This is a genomic window from Winogradskyella psychrotolerans RS-3 (assembly GCF_000427335.1).
In the GTDB taxonomy this organism is placed as follows: domain Bacteria; phylum Bacteroidota; class Bacteroidia; order Flavobacteriales; family Flavobacteriaceae; genus Winogradskyella; species Winogradskyella psychrotolerans.
In genome coordinates, this window is sequence record NZ_ATMR01000124.1 from 92,055 (window position 1) to 111,345 (window position 19,291).

Genomic DNA, 19,291 nt, shown 5'->3' on the forward strand with positions numbered 1-19,291 from the left:
GATGAAGAGAATTTTTCGATTTATAGCAAAATTATTTATTTGGAGCATTATACTTTCAGTTGGGTTCGTGGTGCTTTTTAAGTATGTTCCTGTTCCTGTAACACCGCTAATGGTTATTCGATATTTTGAAAATACCGAAGCGTCTAAAATGTGGAAACACGATTGGGTTTCAATAGATAATATCTCAAAAAATATGCAATTAGCAGTTATTTGTAGTGAAGATCAGAAATTTTTGCAACATAGCGGTTTTGATGTCGAAGCTATTGAAAAGGCGTATGAACACAATAAAAAAGGTAAGCGCATTAAGGGCGGAAGCACTATAAGCCAACAAACAGCAAAAAATGTATTTTTATGGCCAGATCGTAGCTGGTTACGTAAAGGCTTAGAAACCTATTTTACGTTTTTAATTGAAACAATTTGGAGCAAAGAACGCATTCTCGAAGTGTATTTAAATAGTATTGAAATGGGGCCCGACATTTATGGTGCAGAAGCTGCTGCACAGTATTGGTTTAAAAAACCGGCTTCTCGTTTAGATGCTTATGAAGCTGCCGGAATTGCTTCTATTTTACCAAACCCAAGAAAATATCGTGCAAATCCAGCGACATCATATATTCAAAAGCGAAAGCAATGGATTGTAAAACAGATGCGATTTTACGGAAAATTAGACTTAAAGATTAAAGAATGAATATAAAAGAAGAATTATATAAGTCCTGTATAAAGTTTATTGACGACCGATTATTAACGGTTACAACAACGATTTCAGACATTCAATATTCATTAGAGTCTGAAACAAAAAGTAGTGCAGGAGACAAGCACGAAACAGGTAGAGCGATGTTACAGTTAGAACGTGAGAAAGCCGGTCATCAATTAGCTGAAATTGAAAAGCAAAAAGAAATTCTTCAGAACATTAATACCGAATCTAAGCATCAAAGAGTGGCATTTGGTAGTGTGGTGTTCACATCAAAAGCCAATTATTTTATAGCTATTAGTGCAGGTGAAATCAGTTTAAAAGATTTTAAAATTTATGCAATTTCGGTGGCGACACCGATGGCACAATTATTACTTTCAAAATCTGTTGGTGATACGGTTCAATTTAGAGATGATGTGTTTACAATTACTAAAATCGAATAGTAAACGTTAAACTCTTATTATTGCTTTCTTTTCTAACGTAACTTAACAACATGTAAATCAGCACGAAGAATTTTATGTTTTACTAAAAGCTTTAAATGAAGAAAAAACACTTTGATGTTATCGTTATTGGTGGAGGATTAGCCGGATTAACAAGTGCAATTCATTTAGCGAAATCTAAATTAGAAGTCTTACTCATCGAGAAAAATGAGTATCCAAAACATAAGGTTTGCGGAGAGTATGTATCTAACGAAGTATTGCCTTATTTAGAATTTTTGGGTTTTAATCCTTTTGAATTCGGAGCAAAACAAATTTCTAATTTCGAATTAACCACACATAACAATAAAAGCATTGTAGCTAATTTACCGCTTGGAGGTTTTGGCATGAGTCGCTATGAGATGGATTTTCAACTGTATCAATTAGCTATTAAAAACTGTGTTTCCGTACTTCAAGATTCTGTAGTGGATGTGAATTTTGAAGCAGACAACTTTCAAGTTAAACAAAAACGAATCAAAGTTTTCAAGCTAGAATAGTTATTGGAGCATATGGCAAACGCTCAAATTTAGATATTCAGTTTAATAGAAAATTCATTAAAAAGAAGTCACCATATTTAGGAGTTAAAATTCATGTTTCAGGAGATTTTCCTGAGGATAAAGTTGCATTACATAATTTTAAAGGAGGTTACTGTGGTGTTTCAAAAGTAGAAAACAATCATATTAACTTATGTTACATTACTAATTTTGAAGCTTTCAAAACCTACAAAGACATTGCAACATTTCAAGAAGAAGTCCTTTTTAAAAATTCCGAATTAAAGAGACTTTTTAAGACTACAATACCACAATTTGAAAAGCCAATAACCATAAGTCAAATTTCTTTCGAAACGAAACATCCTGTAGAAAACCATATCATAATGTGCGGAGATACGGCTGGTATGATTCATCCGCTATGCGGAAACGGTATGGGAATGGCAATAAGAAGTGCGCAATTAGCATCTGAATTGATTATTGATTATCTTCAAGGAAAAATTGAATTGCGCAAAACACTAGAAAATCGATACACTAAAAGTTGGAAGAAAACTTTCGGTCTAAGGTTAAAAGCAGGACATAGCATTGCGTATTTGTTTAGACAAGATTGGTTGTCTCCAAAATTGTTAACGGTATTGCGATGGTTCCCGTTTTTAATGCCAATGATTATTAAAATGACACATGGTAAACCTATGAATATGAAATGAGCTTATTTATAAACACAGCACATAGAAGTAGTAAAACCGAAATCATGGACGATTTTTCTCTTAATGGAGAATTGCTTCGGGATACTTTGGATAAACTCGGTAACATTAATAAATGGTTGGGTGGCAATCGGGTAACTCTAAATGGCATTGCTCAACTTTTAAAAAATCAACCTAAAGATAAAACCTACACCATTATAGATTTAGGTTGTGGTCATGGAGATATCTTAAGATTAGTAGCGAACTATGGAAGAAAGCATCAGTACAATTTTAAATTAATTGGAATAGATGCTAATGCAGATGCTATTGCTTATGCCAACGAATTGTCAACTGAATTTCCGGAATTAAGCTTTGAAAGCATTGATGTTTTTTCAGATCAATTTGAAGTTTTAGAGTTTGATATCGCTTTAACCACCTTGTTTTTGCATCATTTTAAGGATAACGATATTTTAAGTTTATTAAAACGTCTTTCAACAAATGCTAACTTAGGAATCGTGGTTAACGATTTGCAGCGTAGTAAAATAGCTTATAGGTTATTTCAATTATTAGGATTAACAATTTCTAACGATATGATAGTTGAAGACGGATTAACTTCAATTTTAAGAGCTTTTAGCCGAAAGGATTTGGAAACATATTCTAATACATTACATCTAAAATCAGAGATTCGTTGGCAATGGGCTTTTCGTTATCAATGGCTTATTCGAAGTTGAGTCTTTGTGCAGGTTTGTTTAAAAACTAAAAATAAAAATCGCCTTTAATAGAAAATATATGGCAGTAAAAATAACAGCAGTAGCAAAACAATTACCAAAATACAGCAGAGAAACTAAAGATATTTTACCCTTTGTTGAGTTATGGTTAGATGGCCAAGAAGAACGTTTTAAACGAAAAGTCTTAAAGATTTTTGAAAATGCAGCTGTAGATAAGCGATATTCTATCATGGATCCTGAAGAGGTATTTGTAAGTACCTCTTTTGAGGAAAAAAATGATATTTATACTAGAGAATCTATAAAATTAGCGGAAGCGAGTTTACAGAAAGTCTTAGATAAAGCAAATTTACAACCTACAGATATCGACTATATTATTACAGTAAGTTGTACAGGGATTATGATTCCGTCGTTGGATGCTTATTTAATAAATAGCTTAAAAATGAAACAAGATATTGTTCGTTTGCCAGTGACAGAAATGGGATGCGCAGCAGGAGTTTCAGGAATAATCTATGCTAAGAACTTTCTAAAAGCAAATCCGAATAAAAGAGCGGTTGTTATTGCCGTAGAAGCGCCAACTGCAACTTTTCAGCTCAATGATTTTTCTATGGTAAACATAGTCAGTGCAGCTATTTTTGGAGATGGCTGCTCAAGTGTAATTCTATCATCTTACGATCATGAAAAAGGACCCGAAATCAAAGACGAAGCCATGTATCATTTTTATGATGCCAACCACATGATGGGTTTCAAGTTGAAAAACACAGGCTTACAAATGATTTTAGATCAATCTGTACCACAAACCATTGCAGATCATTTTCCAAAAATTATACATCCGTTTTTAGAACGAAATAATTTAACTATTGAAGATATTGATCATTTGATATTTCATCCTGGTGGAAAAAAAATAGTGCAAACCGTTGAAGATTTGTTTGGTGCTTTGGGTAAAAACATAGATGATACCAAAGAGGTTTTAAGATTATTTGGTAATATGAGTAGCGCAACTGTTTTATATGTTTTGGAGCGTTTTATGGATCGAGATTTACCAAAAGGCGACAAGGGGATAATGCTAAGTTTTGGGCCAGGTTTTTCCGCACAACGTATTTTGTTAGAGTGGTAATGATATGATAAAGGAAGACATCATAAAACGGCTACCTTACCAAAAACCATTCTTATTTGTTGATGGTATTGATGCTATTTCAGAAAATGGAATAACGGGTTACTACAGGTTTAAAGAAGATGAAAGTTTTTACGAAGGCCATTTTAAAGATCATCCAATAACACCAGGAGTGATTCTTACAGAATGTATGGCGCAAATTGGTTTGGTATGTTTGGGTGTTTTTTTATTAAAAGATGAATTGAGCGAAGCTACAAAACCTCAAATAGCTTTAACATCTCATCAAATGGATTTTTATTTATCTGTTTTGCCCAATGAAAAAGTAACTGTAATTTCAGAAAAGGAAGTCTTTCGTTTTAAAAAGTTAAAATGTAAAGTGAAGATGCTAAATGAAAAGGGGGAATTGGTTTGTAGAGGTACAATATCAGGAATGATTAAAGTTTAATTTATACGGAACTGTCAGCTTTCAAAAATCAGATAGCTTTCAGAATTATAAATTTTTCCCTTTTAGAAAGGTTAAAACAAGATGAAAAATAGAGTAGTCATAACAGGATTAGGAGTTGTAGCACCCAATGGAGTTGGAGTTCCCGATTTTACAAAAGCTTTAAAAGAGGGTAAGTCCGGAATCACATGTCATGATAACTTAAAAGATTTTAAATTTTCATGTCAGATTGGTGGTATTCCTCAAATTTCTGAGGAAAAAAAATCACAATATTTTACAGATTTACAATTAAGAGGATTTAATAGTTCAGGAATTTTATATGGATGCATCGCAGGTATTGATGCCTGGAAAGATGCTGGTTTTGATATGGATTCTGAAAGTCAATTAGATTATGATACAGGTTTAATTTTTGGAGCAGCAACCTCAGGCGTTGAAAAATTTAGAGAGGCAATTTATGGTGTTGACGATGGTAATGTAAGGCGTTTAGGAAGTACAGTAGTTTTGCAAACCATGACAAGTGGTGTAAGTGCTTATTTGAGTGGTATGTTGGGTTTAGGAAATCAAGTAACCACAAATTCTTCCGCCTGCACTACAGGAACCGAAGCGCTATTAATGGGTTATGAACGTATTCAAAACGGAAAGGCCAAACGCATGTTAGTTGGTAGCTGTAGTGATCATGGTCCTTATATTTGGGGAGGCTTTGATGCCATGCGTGTAATGACTTATAAACACAATGAAAGCCCAGAAGAAGGATCGAGACCAATGAGCGCCACAGCTAGTGGTTTTGTGCCAGGAAGTGGAGCGGGAGCTTTACTGCTTGAATCATTAGAATGTGCTTTAGAACGTGGAGCTAATATTTATGCTGAGGTTTTGGGAGGTGAAGTAAATTCTGGTGGTCAACGACAAGGAGGCACACTAACAGCACCAAATGCGGAAGCTGTAAAACGTTGCATAAAAAAAGCAATTGAAAATTCTGGAATTACAGCAAAGGAAATTGAAGTGATTAATGGACATTTAACAGCAACAGCAAAAGACGCATTAGAAATTGAAAACTGGACGAATGCTTTAAATAGAAGTGGAAATGATTTTCCATTCATTAATTCTACAAAATCTATGATTGGACATTGTTTAGCAGCTTCAGGCTCTATTGAATCTGTGGCAAGTATTATTCAACTTAGAGAGCAATTTGTAGCACCCAATATTAATTGTGAAGATTTACACCCAGAAATTGAAGCGCTTGTAGATTCAAATAAAATTCCAACAGAAAAAACCGATTTCAATTTTGATATTATAGCGAAAGCGAGTTTTGGTTTTGGTGACGTGAATGCGTGTGTAATTTTCAAGAAATTTAGCGATTAGTAATTTGTAATGATATCGCATTTAGATTTTAGAAATAGTTCTTAAATTATATTGTAATCACTTTGCGTAAATTTACAATACAGCATTACACAAAGTTTAATTAAACCAACATTCTCTTTTGTACAAGAAATAAATATGACGAACGACGAACTCATAACAAAATTAAAAGCCATCATTGCGCCTTACGTTCAAGATGAAAAAGCTTTCGAAAATCTTACTGAAGACACAGACTTTATTAATGATTTAAAGGTCAATTCAGCAAATCTCGTAGATATCATTTTAGATATTGAAGATGAATTTAGTATAAGGTTAGAAAATGAAGACATGGAAAAAATGCTCGATGTTAAAGCTGCTATGCTAATTATAAATACAAAATTAAATGCCTAATGGTTGGCAATGATATCGTGGATTTAGAGGAAGCGAAATTTACTTCTCATTGGCAGCGACCGCGTTATTTAGAAAAAATTTTTACAGAAACAGAACAGCAATTAATTAAGAACTGTACGAATCCATTTCATGTGGTTTGGAGATTGTGGAGCATGAAAGAATCTGCATATAAATTATATGTGCAAATTAACCCAAGCCAATTTTATAATCCGAAAAGTTTTGAGTGTGAATTTGAATTTGAAAACGGTAATGTAAAGTATAAAAATTTCGAATGTAAAATTAAGACTAGTATCACTTCAAAATACATTTTATCTGAAGCTAGACTTCTAGATGTTCGCATGACTTCAGAAGTCATAGAATTTAAAGACAAAACCTACAAAAATCAGAGTGCTGTTTTAAGAAATGCACTATTAATTACGCTTTCAGAATTATATCAGCTTTCAAAAGAGGATTTAAAATTTCAAAAATCCGAATTTAATATTCCTATAGTACTGTGTAATTCAGTAAATATGCATGTGAGTTTAACGCATCATGGTCATTTTGGCGCTTATGCAATTTAATAGATTTTGAAATTTTGACGATAACCTAAAGCAACAATTGGGTCATTGAAACAAAAAATCCGAATCTTTTTAAGACTCGGATTCTTTAATAGATATAATTATAGTTTTGCTTACTTAGATTCAGCATAACGTTTTTCTACTTCATTCCAGTTAATGACATTAAAAAATGCATCAATATAATCTGGTCTTCTGTTTTGGTAATTTAAGTAATAGGCATGTTCCCAAACATCTAATCCTAAAATTGGAGTACCTTCACAAGTAACACCTGGCATTAATGGATTATCTTGGTTTGGTGTAGAACACACTTCAACTTTTCCACCTTCATGTACGCACAACCAAGCCCAACCAGAACCAAATTGAGTTGCAGCAGCTTTAGAAAAAGCATCTTTAAACGCATCAAAAGAACCAAATTCTGCTTCAATAGCATCTTTTAATTCACCAGATAAGCGTCCTTTTCCTTCAGGATTCATAACATCCCAAAACAATGAGTGGTTGTAAAATCCACCTCCATTATTTCTAACTGCTTTATTATCCATGTCTAGGTTAATAAGAATATTTTCTATAGTTTTCCCTTCTAAATCAGTACCTTCAATAGCAGCGTTTAATTTAGTGGTGTAGCCTTGATGATGTTTAGTATGATGAATCTCCATTGTGCGAGCATCAATATTTGGTTCTAAAGCATCATAAGCATATTTTAATTTCGGTAATTCGAAAGCCATAATCTTAATGTTTTAATTGGTTTATAAATTGTCTCAACCCAAATTTACAATTTTGTCTCTGATTTTCTCTTAATAAACTATTAAGATTCCCTATTTTGGTATAAAAATTATCTCTTGCAAAATTCAGCCTTCAAAATATACAACGCTTCTGCAGGTAGTGGAAAAACATTTACGTTAGCCAAAGCCTATTTAAAAATACTGATTCAGTCTAAAAGTCTCGATCAATTTAAATCTATTTTAGCTATAACATTTACCAACAAAGCCGTTGGTGAAATGAAGGAGCGTATTGTAGATATGCTAAAATCGTTTTCTTCTGAAGATAGCTTAACAGATCCTAACCCAATGTTTATTGCTATTTGTGATGAGTTAGAAATGGCACCAGAAGCGCTTCAAACAAAATCGAATCGTATATTAAAACATATTATACATAATTATGGAGCCTTTGATATTTCTACGATTGATGGGTTTACACACAGAGTGATTAGAACCTTTGCGCACGATTTAAAACTACCTATAAATTTTGAAGTTGAACTCGATCAGGAAAGGCTTCTTAATGAAGCAGTAGATAGTCTTATCGCTAAAGCAGGAAGTGATAAAACATTAACGAAAGTCTTAGTGGATTTTGCGATTGAAAAAGCAGATGATGATAAAAGTTGGGACATTAGTTATGACTTTAATAAAATTTCAAAATTGCTGGTTAATGAGAATGACCTTTTCGCAATTCAGACTTTAAAGAAGAAGACACTTGAAGATTTTAAAAACTTAAAACAACAATTATCTCAGGAGATTAAACAACAAGAAGAAGCCATTATAAATACATCTGTAATAACGTTAACTTTAATAGAGGAATCAGGATTGCAATTTGATGATTTTAATAGAAGTTCATTGCCAAAACATTTTGAAAATCTAAAAAACAAACGCTTCAGTATTAATTTTGAGTCGGCATGGCAAAACGATTTAATTGAGGGTAATTCATTATTTCCAAAACGTGTTTCGGAAACTGTTGCTTCAACCATAGAAAGTATTCAGTCCCAATTAGCAGAAGCTTTTGTTGCCACTAAAAAATCGATTTTCGAGTTAAAACTAAAAAAGGATTTTACAGAAATATTACTCCGCTGTCTGTATTAAATGCTATTAAAAATGAGTTAGACGCCTTAAAGGCTGACCAAAACAAAATGTTGATTTCAGAGTTTAATACTATTATTAGTAAAGAAATAAAAAATCAACCCACTCCATTTATATATGAGCGCTTAGGTGAAAAATTCAAGCATTATTTTATAGATGAGTTTCAGGATACCTCAAAAATGCAATGGGACAATTTAGTGCCTTTGCTAGAAAATGCACTTTCAAGCGCTAATGGTTCTGCCATGCTCGTTGGTGATGCTAAACAAGCCATTTACAGATGGAGAGGTGGTGAAGCCGAACAGTTTATAAAATTGTATAATAAACTGGATAATCCATTTCAACTTGAAGCTGAGGTTTTAGCTTTAGATACCAATTACAGAAGCGCAAAAGCGGTTATTGAATTTAATAATTCATTTTTTGAATTTCTTAGCAAGAGTGCTTTTAGTGAAGTCGCTTATGCCGAACTTTATAAGCAAGCCCGTCAAAAAACACATAATAAATCTGAAGGCTATGTGAATCTTAATTTCTTAAATGTTGAAAAAGAGGATGACATTCACGAAATGTATGCAAACAAAGTATTGCAAACTATAAAACAATGCCAAGCCAATGGTTTTCCATTAGATGATATTTGTGTTTTGGTTAGAAAACGAAAGGAAGGGGTTGCGATTGCTAATTACTTGAATGAAAATGGCATAAAAATCACCTCTTCGGAAACCTTACTTTTAAAAAATTCTGATAAGGTTAATTTTATAAATTCATTTTTAAAATTACTGATTCAACCTAATAACGACAGTCTTAAAGTTGAGGTGCTTTCCTATTTAGCAGAACAGCTTCAAATTGAAGATAAACATCAGTTTTTTATCACTTATCTCAAGGACGATCTAAGCGACATGTTTTTAGCTTTAAAAGCATTAGATTTATATATAGACACTAATCAATGTTTACAATTACCACTTTACGAATTGGTAGAACATGTAGTACGGTTATTCGATCTTAATGAAAGATCGGATGCGTATCTTCAGTTTTATTTGGATGTTGTTTTAGAATTTACACAAAAACAAAATTCGGATGTCGCTGCATTTGTTAGCTATTTTGAAAAGAAAGCAGATAAATTAAGTGTTGTAACTCCAGAAAACATGAATGCAGTTCAGATTATGACCATTCATAAATCTAAAGGCCTAGAGTTTCCTGTAGTGATATTTCCGTATGCCGATCTTGATATTTATAGAGAAATAGAACCAAAAGTGTGGTTTCCTGTACAAGCTGAAAATTATAGTGGGTTTAATACCTTACTTCTTAATTACAACAAAGAGGTAGAGCATTTTGAAGAGACAGGGGCACTTATCTATAACACACATCAATCGCAATTAGAATTAGATAATATCAATTTGCTGTATGTTGTATTGACTAGGGCTGTTGAGCAATTATATATTATTTCAAAAAAAGATATCAGCGCAAAAGGGGAGGTGAAAAAGAATACCTATGCAGGTATGTTTATTAATTTTTTACAACATCTAAATAAATGGACCGATACCCAACTCAATTATAGTTTTGGAACTTTAAAACTAAACGAAAATAGTTCCGAAAAGGAAATTACTGCGAGTCCTTTAAAATTAATTTCAGTACCCAAAGAGGCTCATAATTTAAATATTGTTACGAAATCAGGATTGCTTTGGGACACGCAACAAGAAGCTGCTATAGAACGCGGAAATTTAGTGCACTTAATTTTATCCAAAATAAAAACGGGTGATGATGTTGATTTTGCGTTTAATGATTTATTGATTTCGGGAGATGTGACTAACGAGGACAAAGAAGAATTGATGACTTTAGTTACAAACGTGATAGAACATCCAAAGTTAAAGGCATATTATCAAGATAATTTTAAGGTCTACAATGAGCGCGATATTATTACGAATTCTGGCCAACTCTTAAGACCAGACCGATTAAATATAAGCGCTAATAATGAAGCTGTAATTATTGATTATAAAACTGGTGATGCTAAAAGATTTCATGCCGCACAATTAAATGATTACGAGGCTGTTTTGAGCCAAATGAATTTAAAGGTAACGCATAAATTAGTAGTTTATATAAATGATACAATCGAAGTTCTTGAAGTCTAATTTTTCATAGTATCTTTGTTTCATATTCAAAACCAAACGCAATGTACGGAGATATAAAAAATCATTTACAACAAGAAATAGAATCTATAAAAGACGCTGGTCTTTTTAAAGAAGAGCGCATAATTACTTCACCACAGGGAGCAGAAATAACGCTTAATACAGGACAGAAAGTTTTAAACTTTTGTGCTAATAATTACTTAGGCTTATCCTCACATCCAGATGTTGTACAAGCAGCCAAAGACACTATGGATACGCATGGTTTTGGGATGTCTTCAGTTCGATTTATATGTGGAACACAAGATATTCACAAAGAGTTAGAACAAAAAATTGCGGACTTCTATGGTACTGAAGATACCATATTATATGCTGCAGCTTTTGATGCTAACGGAGGTGTTTTTGAACCTTTATTAACAAAAGAAGATGCTATTATTTCAGATTCATTAAATCATGCTTCAATAATAGATGGTGTAAGATTATGTAAAGCGGCAAGATATCGGTACCAAAATAGCGATATGGCAGATTTAGAAACGCAATTAATTGATGCAAATGCGAAAGGAGCACGATTCAAAATTATTGTAACCGATGGTGTGTTTTCTATGGATGGCTTAGTAGCACCTTTAGATAAAATTTGTGATTTAGCAGATAAGTATGATGCTATGGTGATGATTGACGAATGCCATGCTACAGGATTTATAGGTGAAACAGGAATTGGAACTCTTGAAGAAAAAGGAGTTTTAGGTAGAATTGATATCATTACCGGAACTTTAGGAAAAGCACTTGGCGGAGCAATGGGAGGTTACACTACAGCCAAAAAAGAGATTGTTGAACTTTTACGTCAACGCTCTAGACCTTATTTGTTTTCAAATTCTTTGGCACCAGCAATTGTTGGAGCTTCAATTAAGGTTTTTGACATGCTTAAAAACGATACAACATTAAGAGATAAAGTCGATTGGAATACTAAATATTTTAAGAAAGGAATGAAAGAGGCAGGCTTCGATATTGTAGATGGAGACTCGGCTATAGTTCCAGTCATGTTATACGATGCCAAACTGTCTCAAACTATGGCTAATAAGCTGCTTGAGGAGGGGATTTATGTCATAGGTTTCTTTTTTCCTGTAGTTCCAAAAGATAAGGCTAGAATTAGAGTGCAACTCTCTGCTGCTCACGACAAAAGCCAGCTGGATAAGGCTATAGAGGCCTTTGTGAAAGTAGGAAAAGAGCTAAATGTTATCTGAAACCATTATAATTTTAACCCAATCGCCTTATTTTAGGGCGGTTTTGCAATATTTTTATATATTTGTCTTTGTTAATACAGTTTAACAACTTATTTTTGCCAACAATTAACACTTAAAATTTAAATTAATTAGAATATGAAAAATCTTAGCAGATTATTTTTTGTCGCAGTGCTTATCGCAAGTTTTAGCACTTCTAATGCACAAGACAAAAACAATCCATGGGCCATTACATTTGGAGCCAACGCAGTTGACTTTTACCCAGTAGGAGAAGACACACCACAAGGAGAATATTTTGACGAGTACTTCAATGCAACAGATCATTGGAATATTCTACCTTCAATTTCAACACTTTCAGTATCTAGATACCTTAGTGACGGTTTTGTATTTACTGCAAAAGGTTCGATAAATAGAATTGATAAATTTGGTTCTAATTTTGACCCTATTACTGGTGCTGAATCGACTAATAAAGTTGATGATTTAACATATTATGGTTTAGATGGTAGAGTTTCTTATAGCTTTATGGATATCATTAACTCTAAAACAATTGATCCTTACTTAGGTGTTGGTGGTGGTTATACATGGGTAGATGAAATCGGTGCTGGAACTTTAAACGGTACTTTAGGATTCAAAGTATGGTTCTCTGAAAGTTTAGGTTTAGATGTTCAATCTACTTATAAGCATTCTTTCGAAGATTATTTACCAACGCATTTCCAACATTCAGTTGGTCTTACTTTTAAGTTTGGTGGTACTGATACAGACGGAGATGGTATATACGATCAAGATGATGCTTGTCCTGAAGAAGCTGGTTTAGAGATCTTCAATGGTTGTCCTGATTCTGATAACGATGGTATCCAAGATTCAAAAGATGATTGTCCTAATGTTGCAGGTTTAGCTGAATTTAACGGTTGTCCTGATTCTGATGGAGATGGTGTAATGGATAAAGATGATAAGTGTCCAGATGTTGCTGGTTTAAAAACTTTAGCTGGTTGTCCAGATGCTGATGGTGACGGTGTTGCTGATGCTGATGATAACTGTCCTAACGAAGCAGGTCCTGCTGCAAACAGTGGATGTCCTTGGCCAGATACTGATGGTGACGGTGTATTAGATAAAGATGATAAGTGTCCTAACGAAGCTGGTACAGTTGCAAACAATGGTTGTCCAGAAGTTAAGCCAACTGCTCCAGTAATGGAAACTTTAAATGAATACGCAAGATCTATTTTATTTAATTCAGGTAAGGCAACTTTCCAGAAGCAAACTGATCAAGTATTACAGTCAATGGTAGCTATCTTTAAAGAATACCCACAAGCTAACTTCTCTTTAGAAGGTCATACTGATTCTGATGGTTCTAAATCAATGAACCAAGCTTTATCTGAAAGAAGAGCAAGTGCAGTTAGAGATTACTTAATTGCTAATGGTATTAGTGCTGATAGATTAACTGCTGCTGGTTTCGGTGAGTCTAATCCTATCGCTAGTAACAGTACAAGAGCTGGTAAAAAAGAAAACAGACGTGTAGAGGTGAAGTTGAAAAACTAATCTCATCTAAAATATATTAAAAAAACGCCCCGATATTCGGGGCGTTTTTTATTTTTATAGAATGATAAGTTTTATAAAATCGGTTCTCATTGATCTTCAAAGTAAACACTTAAAATTAGAGGATCTCTATTTCATTCTACCAAGTAAACGTGCTGGTGTTTTTCTTAAGCACCACCTTTCTACATTAATAGACCAACCCATATTTTCTCCTCAAATACTCAGTAGTGAAGAATTTGTAGAAGAGTTATCTGGTTTACAAAATCTACCTAATACAGATTTATTATTTAGACTTTACGAAACGTATAAAGCGTTAACAAATGAAGAAGAACAAGAGTCTTTTGAGTCTTTTTCTAAATGGGCTCAAATCTTATTACAGGATTTCAACGAAATTGACCGTTATCTTATACCTCAAGAACACATCTTCGATTACTTAAATGCTATAAAAGAGCTTCATCATTGGTCTTTAGATCCTAATCAAACCGATCTTGTTAAAAACCATTTAAAGTTCTGGAAACAGCTTAAAAATTATTATACGGCTTTTACTGAGAACCTACTGCAATCAAAACAAGGGTATCAAGGTTTAATTTATAGGGAAGCCGTGGATAATTTAGAATCTTACATGGAAAATTGTAAAGGAAAGACCCATGTGTTTTTAGGATTTAATGCTTTGAATACAGCTGAATCTCAAATTATTCAGGGTTTACTGAAAAACGATTTAGCTCATATTTATTGGGATATTGATAAAGCATTTATTGATGATGCTATACATGATGCCGGTTTGTTTACTAGGCAACATAGAAAACAATGGAGTTACTTTGAAACGCAACCTTTTAATTGGGTTACTAATCATTATAACGAACCAAAGAATATTCAAGCTATTGGGATCCCTAAATTGGTTGGCCAAGCTAAATATATTGGACAACTGTTGGAGGAGTTAACGGAAAAGGACACTAATTTATCTAATATTGCTGTCATTTTAGGTGAAGAACAATTATTACTTCCGGTATTAAATTCAATACCTAAAAATATAACCAAGCTCAATGTTACGATGGGTTTGCCATTACAATTAGTGCCTTTGGCGTCGTTTTTTGAGCAATTATTTAACCTTCATAAAAACAGTCCAAAACAATTTTATTATAAGGATGTTATTAGTCTATTGTCACATCCTTCGGTGTACCCTTTGTTTGAAACAACATCCACAAATGTTTCAAGTGTTATAGTCGCAGATATTCAAAAAAATAATACGGTTTATATCACTGTAAACGAGCTTAAACAGCTTACTAATTCTCATAAAGAACTGATAGAATTGCTATTTCAGTCTTGGAGCGATAATCCGGAAACTGCTTTAAAATATTGTTCGGTACTGATTTTAAAAATGAAAGCGAATTTTGACAGCAACAAACAAAATCACAGTTTAGAATTAGAATATTTATATCGTTTTAATACCTTATTTAATCAACTGTCGGAATTAGATACGACCTACAAACACCTTAAGTCAATTGTTGCATTACAATCCATTTATAAAGAATTATTAAGTTCAGAAACCTTAGATTTTAAAGGAGAACCTTTAGAAGGACTTCAAATTATGGGAATGTTAGAATCTCGTGTTTTAGATTTTGAAACGGTAATTATTAGTTCTGTGAATGAAGGTATTCTTCCATCAGGAAAAACAAATAACTCCTTTATTCCTTTCGATGTTAAAATTGAAAATAAGTTACCAACCTTTAAAGAAAAGGATGCCGTTTATACCTATCATTTTTACAGACTTTTACAGCGTGCTAAAAACGTATATATTCTATACAATACAGAAATTGATGCACTTAAAGGAGGAGAAAAAAGTCGATTTTTAACACAGTTAGAGATTGAAGGCATTCATGATATAAAAACAAGTATTGTATCTCCAGACGTTCCGATTATAGAACAAAAACTAACTGAGATAATTAAAACACCTTCAGTAATTGAACAAATAAAAGTATTGTCTGGTAAAGGTTACTCTCCGTCGTCATTGACCAATTATATTAGAAATCCTATCGATTTTTACTATGACAAAATTTTAGGAATTAAAGAATTCGATGAGGTTGAGGAAAACATTGCAGCGAATACTTTAGGCTCTGTTATTCATAATTCACTAGAAGATTTTTACAAGCCATTAGAAGGCTCTATTTTAACTATGGAGCATATTAAAGGCTTTAAAAGTCAAATAAAGGAAATGGTAACAAAACATTTTGAAGAACTTTATAACAAAGGTGGTTTTTCTCAAGGTAAAAATCTTATCATTTTTGAAATTGCCCAACGCTACATTTCAAATTTCTTAAACTTAGAACTAGAGAGTATTAAACAAGGCAATGAGATTAAAATTCTTTCTATTGAAGCTGATGAAGCTATCAACATTAAAATTGAAGGTTTAGATTTTCCTATTAAGTTAAAAGGGAAAGTGGATAGAATAGATAGCTTTAATGGCATGACTAGAGTTGTAGATTATAAATCTGGTAAGGTGGAACAAAATAAAGTTGAAATCGTTAATTGGGAAGACTTGACTTCAGATTATGATAAGTACAGCAAATCGTTTCAAATTTTGTGTTATGCCTATATGATGCGACAACAAAATCTAATACAACTACCAATTGAAGCAGGAATTATTTCATTTAAAAACTTAAGCGAAGGCTTATTGAAATTTGGAAAAAAAGCATCATCTCATGCCAGAACAAAAGACCAATTAATTACGAATGAAACATTAGATAATTTTGAAATAGAACTTAAAAAACTCATCACCGAAATCTGTAACCCAAAGCTTAATTTTACTGAAAAGGAACTGGACTAATGATAATTGACAAAAATATAATTTTAGAAAGAGGCGGTAAAAAACCCATCTTAATTGATGCCTTTTACTCTGAAGAGAAAACGAATCAACCTATAATCATATTTTGCCATGGTTACAAAGGGTTTAAAGATTGGGGAGCTTGGAACCTAATGGCAGAACGTATTGCTGCGGCTGGATTTTGCTTTATAAAATTCAACTTTTCTCATAATGGAGGCACTATGGAAAACCCTATTGATTTTCCAGACTTAGAGGCTTTTGGGAATAATAATTATACTAAAGAATTGGATGATTTAGATGCTGTTATGACTTGGGCTCAAAATCGTTTTGAATCTAACTCAAAGATAAATACTAACGTTATTTGTTTAATTGGTCATAGTCGTGGTGGTGGCATAACCATTCTTAAAGCTTCTGAAGACACACGGATTACAAAACTAATTACCTTAGCAAGTGTTAGTGATTTTGGGAATCGATTCGGTACAGAAGATGAAATTAAAAATTGGAAAGAAGAAGGTGTTAAGTATGTTGTAAACGGTAGAACGAAACAGCAAATGCCTCATTATTATCAATTCTTTGAAGATTTTAAAGCGCATGAAAAAAGCCTAAATATTGAATCTGCAACAAAACAAATAGACATCCCAATTCTCATTATTCATGGCGATAACGATACTGGCGTAAATATAAATGAGGCCTACAGTATTTATGAGTGGAGCAAAAATAGTAAGTTAGAAATTATTTCAGGAGGAGATCATGTATTTAATACCAAACATCCTTGGAACGAAAATAATCCTTCAGGCGAGTTAAACACAGTAATAAACAGTATTACTGAATTTGTGAAATAAAAAAAGCATGCCGAACGCATGCTTTTTGTGGAGAAGATCGGGCTCGAACCGACGACCTCTTGACTGCCAGTCAAGCACTCTAGCCAACTGAGCTACATCCCCAAATTAGTATTTAAAATAGATTAGTAAAAGTAAACAATATTATGATTCGTTTAGCAGAACAAAAAGATATTCAAACAATTTTAGAAATCACAAAATCGTGTGCTAAATCTATGATTTATAATGGTATTTTTCAATGGAACGACGATTATCCAAATATGTCTGCCTTTCAAAATGATATAAAACGTAACGAACTTTATGTTTTAGAGTTCGATAAAGTTATAAAAGGTTGTATTGTGATTTCTACACTTATGGATTGCGAATATGAGCCTATTGATTGGTTGACTAAAAATGAAAACAACATTTATATTCACCGTTTGGCAATTCACCCAAAACTTCAAGGTAAAGGTTATGCGCAGCAACTGATGCGTTTTGCAGAGCAATTTGCTATTGACAACCGCTATAGCTCTATTCGATTAGATACCTTTTCGAAGAACAAGAGAAACCAAAAGTTTTACGAACTTCGCGGTTATAAACGATTAGGTGATATTTACTTTCCAAAGCAAAGTGAATTTCCTTTTCATTGTTACGAACTAGTATTGTGAGCACATCTATAACGTTAAAACAAATTAATAAATTGGCTATTCCTGCTTTAATTGCGGGAGTGTCTGAACCTATTCTATCCTTAACTGATGCTGCTATTATTGGTAATATGGAGCAGAATGCTACAACCTCTTTAGCAGCTGTTGGTATTGTAACCACATTTTTATCCATGTTAATTTGGGTATTAGGTCAAACCAGAAGTGCCATTTCTTCTATTATTTCGCAATACTTAGGAGCAGGAAATGTGGAAGCCGTTAAGAATTTACCAGCACAAGCTATTTTTGTAATTACAACACTCAGTCTTGTAATTATAGCCATTACGTATCCCTTAGCTTCACATATTTTTAAACTTTATAATGCCTCAGGTGACATTCTAAATTATAGTGTAGACTATTACCAAATTCGTGTATTTGGATTTCCTTTTACATTATTTACGATAGCTGTTTTTGGAACTTTTAGAGGACTTCAAAACACCTATTTTCCTATGTTAATTGCTATTTCTGGAGCATTGGCAAATATCATTTTAGATTTTGTTTTTGTATATGGTATCGAAGGTATTATCCCCGCCATGCACATCAAAGGTGCGGCTTATGCCAGTGTTCTCGCGCAATTAATTATGGCGTTACTTTCAGCATATTATTTACTTAAAAAAACAGATATTCCTCTAATTGCAAAGTTGCCTTTTAATCCAGAAATGAAACGTTTTACGCTAATGATTCTTAATTTATTCATTAGAACGATTGCCTTAAATATTGCCTTGTATTTTGGAACTAGTTTCGCTACAAAATATGGTGAGAGTTATATTGCAGCTTATACTATTGCTATAAATCTTTGGTTCTTGGGTGCTTTTCTAATTGACGGTTACGCAAGTGCTGGTAATATTTTATCAGGAAAATTGTTAGGTGCAAAAGATTATAAAAGCCTTTTAGAATTAAGTAATAAACTGATTAAATATGGCATTGTCGTTGGGCTTTTTATTGGCATCATTGGTGCTGTATTCTATTATCCTTTAGGCAATCTATTTAGTAATGACGAAGCAGTATTAACGGAATTCTACAACGTATTTTGGATTGTTTTAGCCATGCAACCTTTATGTGCCTTAGCCTTTATTTTCGATGGTGTTTTTAAAGGACTTGGTAAAATGAAATACCTCAGAAATGTCCTGGTTTTTTCTACGCTTCTTGTTTTTGTGCCTATTATCTTTTGGGCGGATGCTTTAGATTATAAACTTTACGGCATTTTTATAGCATTTACATTTTGGATGATTGCTCGTGGTTTGCCATTAATCATAAAATTTCGAAAAACATTTATAACACTTGCCCAAAACAACTAAAT

Annotated in this window: 19 protein-coding genes and 1 tRNA gene; 18 read left to right on the forward strand and 2 right to left on the reverse strand. The window is 33.0% G+C overall.

Annotated elements, in window-relative coordinates; genetic code table 11:
• The first annotated feature begins 1 nt into the window (after window position 1).
• From mtgA to ADIWIN_RS19670, 10 genes are all read left to right on the forward strand, one after another.
• Window positions 2-685 carry a monofunctional biosynthetic peptidoglycan transglycosylase gene (mtgA, locus tag ADIWIN_RS12165; RefSeq protein WP_020897477.1) on the forward strand — a complete coding sequence of 228 codons (684 nt, stop codon included), beginning with the start codon at window positions 2-4 and terminating at the stop codon, window positions 683-685.
• Window positions 682-1,131 (forward strand): GreA/GreB family elongation factor, encoded by a 450-nt coding sequence (locus ADIWIN_RS12170; RefSeq protein ID WP_020897478.1) that lies wholly within the window; start codon window positions 682-684, stop codon window positions 1,129-1,131. Before mtgA ends, ADIWIN_RS12170 begins: the two co-directional genes overlap by 4 nt.
• Window positions 1,132-1,226: 95 nt before the next feature.
• Entirely contained in the window at window positions 1,227-1,661 is a 435-nt protein-coding gene (locus ADIWIN_RS21930) for an NAD(P)/FAD-dependent oxidoreductase (protein ID WP_020897479.1), read from the forward strand.
• A 377-nt stretch (window positions 1,662-2,038) separates the two neighbouring features.
• Complete coding sequence (locus ADIWIN_RS21935) at window positions 2,039-2,359, forward strand: NAD(P)/FAD-dependent oxidoreductase (protein ID WP_020897480.1); 321 nt, start codon at window positions 2,039-2,041, stop codon at window positions 2,357-2,359.
• On the forward strand, window positions 2,356-3,066 hold the full coding sequence (locus ADIWIN_RS12180; protein WP_040757207.1) for a methyltransferase domain-containing protein: 711 nt from the start codon (window positions 2,356-2,358) through the stop codon (window positions 3,064-3,066). The genes ADIWIN_RS21935 and ADIWIN_RS12180 overlap by 4 nt, the downstream gene beginning before the upstream one ends.
• A gap of 58 nt (window positions 3,067-3,124) precedes the next feature.
• On the forward strand, window positions 3,125-4,177 hold the full coding sequence (locus ADIWIN_RS12185) for a type III polyketide synthase (protein ID WP_020897482.1): 1,053 nt from the start codon (window positions 3,125-3,127) through the stop codon (window positions 4,175-4,177).
• A gap of 4 nt (window positions 4,178-4,181) precedes the next feature.
• A complete protein-coding gene (locus ADIWIN_RS12190) occupies window positions 4,182-4,619 on the forward strand; it encodes a 3-hydroxyacyl-ACP dehydratase FabZ family protein (RefSeq protein WP_020897483.1) in 438 nt (145 codons plus the stop codon).
• Between the two features lie 81 nt (window positions 4,620-4,700).
• The gene (locus ADIWIN_RS12195; RefSeq protein WP_020897484.1) at window positions 4,701-5,975 is read left to right on the forward strand and encodes a beta-ketoacyl-[acyl-carrier-protein] synthase family protein; all 1,275 of its coding nucleotides are present in this window, start codon (window positions 4,701-4,703) and stop codon (window positions 5,973-5,975) included.
• A gap of 135 nt (window positions 5,976-6,110) precedes the next feature.
• On the forward strand, window positions 6,111-6,362 hold the full coding sequence (locus tag ADIWIN_RS12200) for an acyl carrier protein (protein WP_020897485.1): 252 nt from the start codon (window positions 6,111-6,113) through the stop codon (window positions 6,360-6,362).
• Complete coding sequence (locus ADIWIN_RS19670) at window positions 6,362-6,922, forward strand: 4'-phosphopantetheinyl transferase family protein (RefSeq protein ID WP_020897486.1); 561 nt, start codon at window positions 6,362-6,364, stop codon at window positions 6,920-6,922. The genes ADIWIN_RS12200 and ADIWIN_RS19670 overlap by 1 nt, the downstream gene beginning before the upstream one ends.
• Before the next feature lie 110 nt (window positions 6,923-7,032).
• On the opposite strand, the gene ADIWIN_RS12210 is transcribed toward ADIWIN_RS19670, so the two are convergent.
• Window positions 7,033-7,641: a superoxide dismutase gene (locus tag ADIWIN_RS12210; RefSeq protein WP_020897487.1), complete on the reverse strand. Its 609-nt coding sequence runs from the start codon at window positions 7,639-7,641 to the stop codon at window positions 7,033-7,035.
• A gap of 114 nt (window positions 7,642-7,755) precedes the next feature.
• Between ADIWIN_RS12210 and ADIWIN_RS21415 the strand changes: the two genes are divergently transcribed.
• The 6 genes from ADIWIN_RS21415 to ADIWIN_RS12235 all read left to right on the forward strand — a co-directional run bounded on the left by ADIWIN_RS21415 (window position 7,756) and on the right by ADIWIN_RS12235 (window position 17,314).
• Entirely contained in the window at window positions 7,756-8,769 is a 1,014-nt protein-coding gene (locus tag ADIWIN_RS21415; RefSeq protein ID WP_020897488.1) for a UvrD-helicase domain-containing protein, read from the forward strand.
• A gap of 47 nt (window positions 8,770-8,816) precedes the next feature.
• A complete protein-coding gene (locus ADIWIN_RS12215) occupies window positions 8,817-10,886 on the forward strand; it encodes a UvrD-helicase domain-containing protein (RefSeq protein ID WP_020897489.1) in 2,070 nt (689 codons plus the stop codon).
• 41 nt (window positions 10,887-10,927) lie between these two features.
• A complete protein-coding gene (kbl, locus tag ADIWIN_RS12220; RefSeq protein ID WP_020897490.1) occupies window positions 10,928-12,121 on the forward strand; it encodes a glycine C-acetyltransferase in 1,194 nt (397 codons plus the stop codon).
• Window positions 12,122-12,256: 135 nt separating this feature from the next.
• The gene (locus ADIWIN_RS12225; protein WP_020897491.1) at window positions 12,257-13,654 is read left to right on the forward strand and encodes an OmpA family protein; all 1,398 of its coding nucleotides are present in this window, start codon (window positions 12,257-12,259) and stop codon (window positions 13,652-13,654) included.
• A 61-nt stretch (window positions 13,655-13,715) separates the two neighbouring features.
• A complete protein-coding gene (locus ADIWIN_RS12230; protein ID WP_020897492.1) occupies window positions 13,716-16,475 on the forward strand; it encodes a PD-(D/E)XK nuclease family protein in 2,760 nt (919 codons plus the stop codon).
• Entirely contained in the window at window positions 16,475-17,314 is an 840-nt protein-coding gene (locus tag ADIWIN_RS12235) for an alpha/beta hydrolase family protein (protein WP_020897493.1), read from the forward strand. Before ADIWIN_RS12230 ends, ADIWIN_RS12235 begins: the two co-directional genes overlap by 1 nt.
• Before the next feature lie 28 nt (window positions 17,315-17,342).
• Here ADIWIN_RS12235 and ADIWIN_RS12240 read toward each other — a convergent pair.
• Window positions 17,343-17,416, reverse strand: a tRNA-Ala gene (locus ADIWIN_RS12240).
• A gap of 41 nt (window positions 17,417-17,457) precedes the next feature.
• On the opposite strand from ADIWIN_RS12240, the gene ADIWIN_RS12245 reads away from it, so the two are divergent.
• Together ADIWIN_RS12245 and ADIWIN_RS12250 are read left to right on the forward strand one after the other, a co-directional pair.
• On the forward strand, window positions 17,458-17,958 hold the full coding sequence (locus ADIWIN_RS12245; protein ID WP_020897494.1) for a GNAT family N-acetyltransferase: 501 nt from the start codon (window positions 17,458-17,460) through the stop codon (window positions 17,956-17,958).
• Complete coding sequence (locus ADIWIN_RS12250) at window positions 17,955-19,289, forward strand: MATE family efflux transporter (protein WP_040757210.1); 1,335 nt, start codon at window positions 17,955-17,957, stop codon at window positions 19,287-19,289. Before ADIWIN_RS12245 ends, ADIWIN_RS12250 begins: the two co-directional genes overlap by 4 nt.
• Window positions 19,290-19,291 lie beyond the last annotated feature (2 nt).

Bases quoted from the DNA above. Each gene is read 5' to 3' on its own strand.
- mtgA (WP_020897477.1), top strand. From the start codon at position 2: ATGAAGAGAATTTTTCGATTTATAGCAAAATTATTTATTTGGAGCATT.
- ADIWIN_RS12170 (WP_020897478.1), top strand. From the start codon at position 682: ATGAATATAAAAGAAGAATTATATAAGTCCTGTATAAAGTTTATTGAC.
- ADIWIN_RS21930 (WP_020897479.1), top strand. From the start codon at position 1,227: ATGAAGAAAAAACACTTTGATGTTATCGTTATTGGTGGAGGATTAGCC.
- ADIWIN_RS21935 (WP_020897480.1), top strand. From the start codon at position 2,039: ATGTGCGGAGATACGGCTGGTATGATTCATCCGCTATGCGGAAACGGT.
- ADIWIN_RS12180 (WP_040757207.1), top strand. From the start codon at position 2,356: ATGAGCTTATTTATAAACACAGCACATAGAAGTAGTAAAACCGAAATC.
- ADIWIN_RS12185 (WP_020897482.1), top strand. From the start codon at position 3,125: ATGGCAGTAAAAATAACAGCAGTAGCAAAACAATTACCAAAATACAGC.
- ADIWIN_RS12190 (WP_020897483.1), top strand. From the start codon at position 4,182: ATGATAAAGGAAGACATCATAAAACGGCTACCTTACCAAAAACCATTC.
- ADIWIN_RS12195 (WP_020897484.1), top strand. From the start codon at position 4,701: ATGAAAAATAGAGTAGTCATAACAGGATTAGGAGTTGTAGCACCCAAT.
- ADIWIN_RS12200 (WP_020897485.1), top strand. From the start codon at position 6,111: ATGACGAACGACGAACTCATAACAAAATTAAAAGCCATCATTGCGCCT.
- ADIWIN_RS19670 (WP_020897486.1), top strand. From the start codon at position 6,362: ATGGTTGGCAATGATATCGTGGATTTAGAGGAAGCGAAATTTACTTCT.
- ADIWIN_RS12210 (WP_020897487.1), bottom strand. From the start codon at position 7,641: ATGGCTTTCGAATTACCGAAATTAAAATATGCTTATGATGCTTTAGAA.
- ADIWIN_RS12215 (WP_020897489.1), top strand. From the start codon at position 8,817: ATGTTGATTTCAGAGTTTAATACTATTATTAGTAAAGAAATAAAAAAT.
- kbl (WP_020897490.1), top strand. From the start codon at position 10,928: ATGTACGGAGATATAAAAAATCATTTACAACAAGAAATAGAATCTATA.
- ADIWIN_RS12225 (WP_020897491.1), top strand. From the start codon at position 12,257: ATGAAAAATCTTAGCAGATTATTTTTTGTCGCAGTGCTTATCGCAAGT.
- ADIWIN_RS12230 (WP_020897492.1), top strand. From the start codon at position 13,716: ATGATAAGTTTTATAAAATCGGTTCTCATTGATCTTCAAAGTAAACAC.
- ADIWIN_RS12235 (WP_020897493.1), top strand. From the start codon at position 16,475: ATGATAATTGACAAAAATATAATTTTAGAAAGAGGCGGTAAAAAACCC.
- ADIWIN_RS12245 (WP_020897494.1), top strand. From the start codon at position 17,458: ATGATTCGTTTAGCAGAACAAAAAGATATTCAAACAATTTTAGAAATC.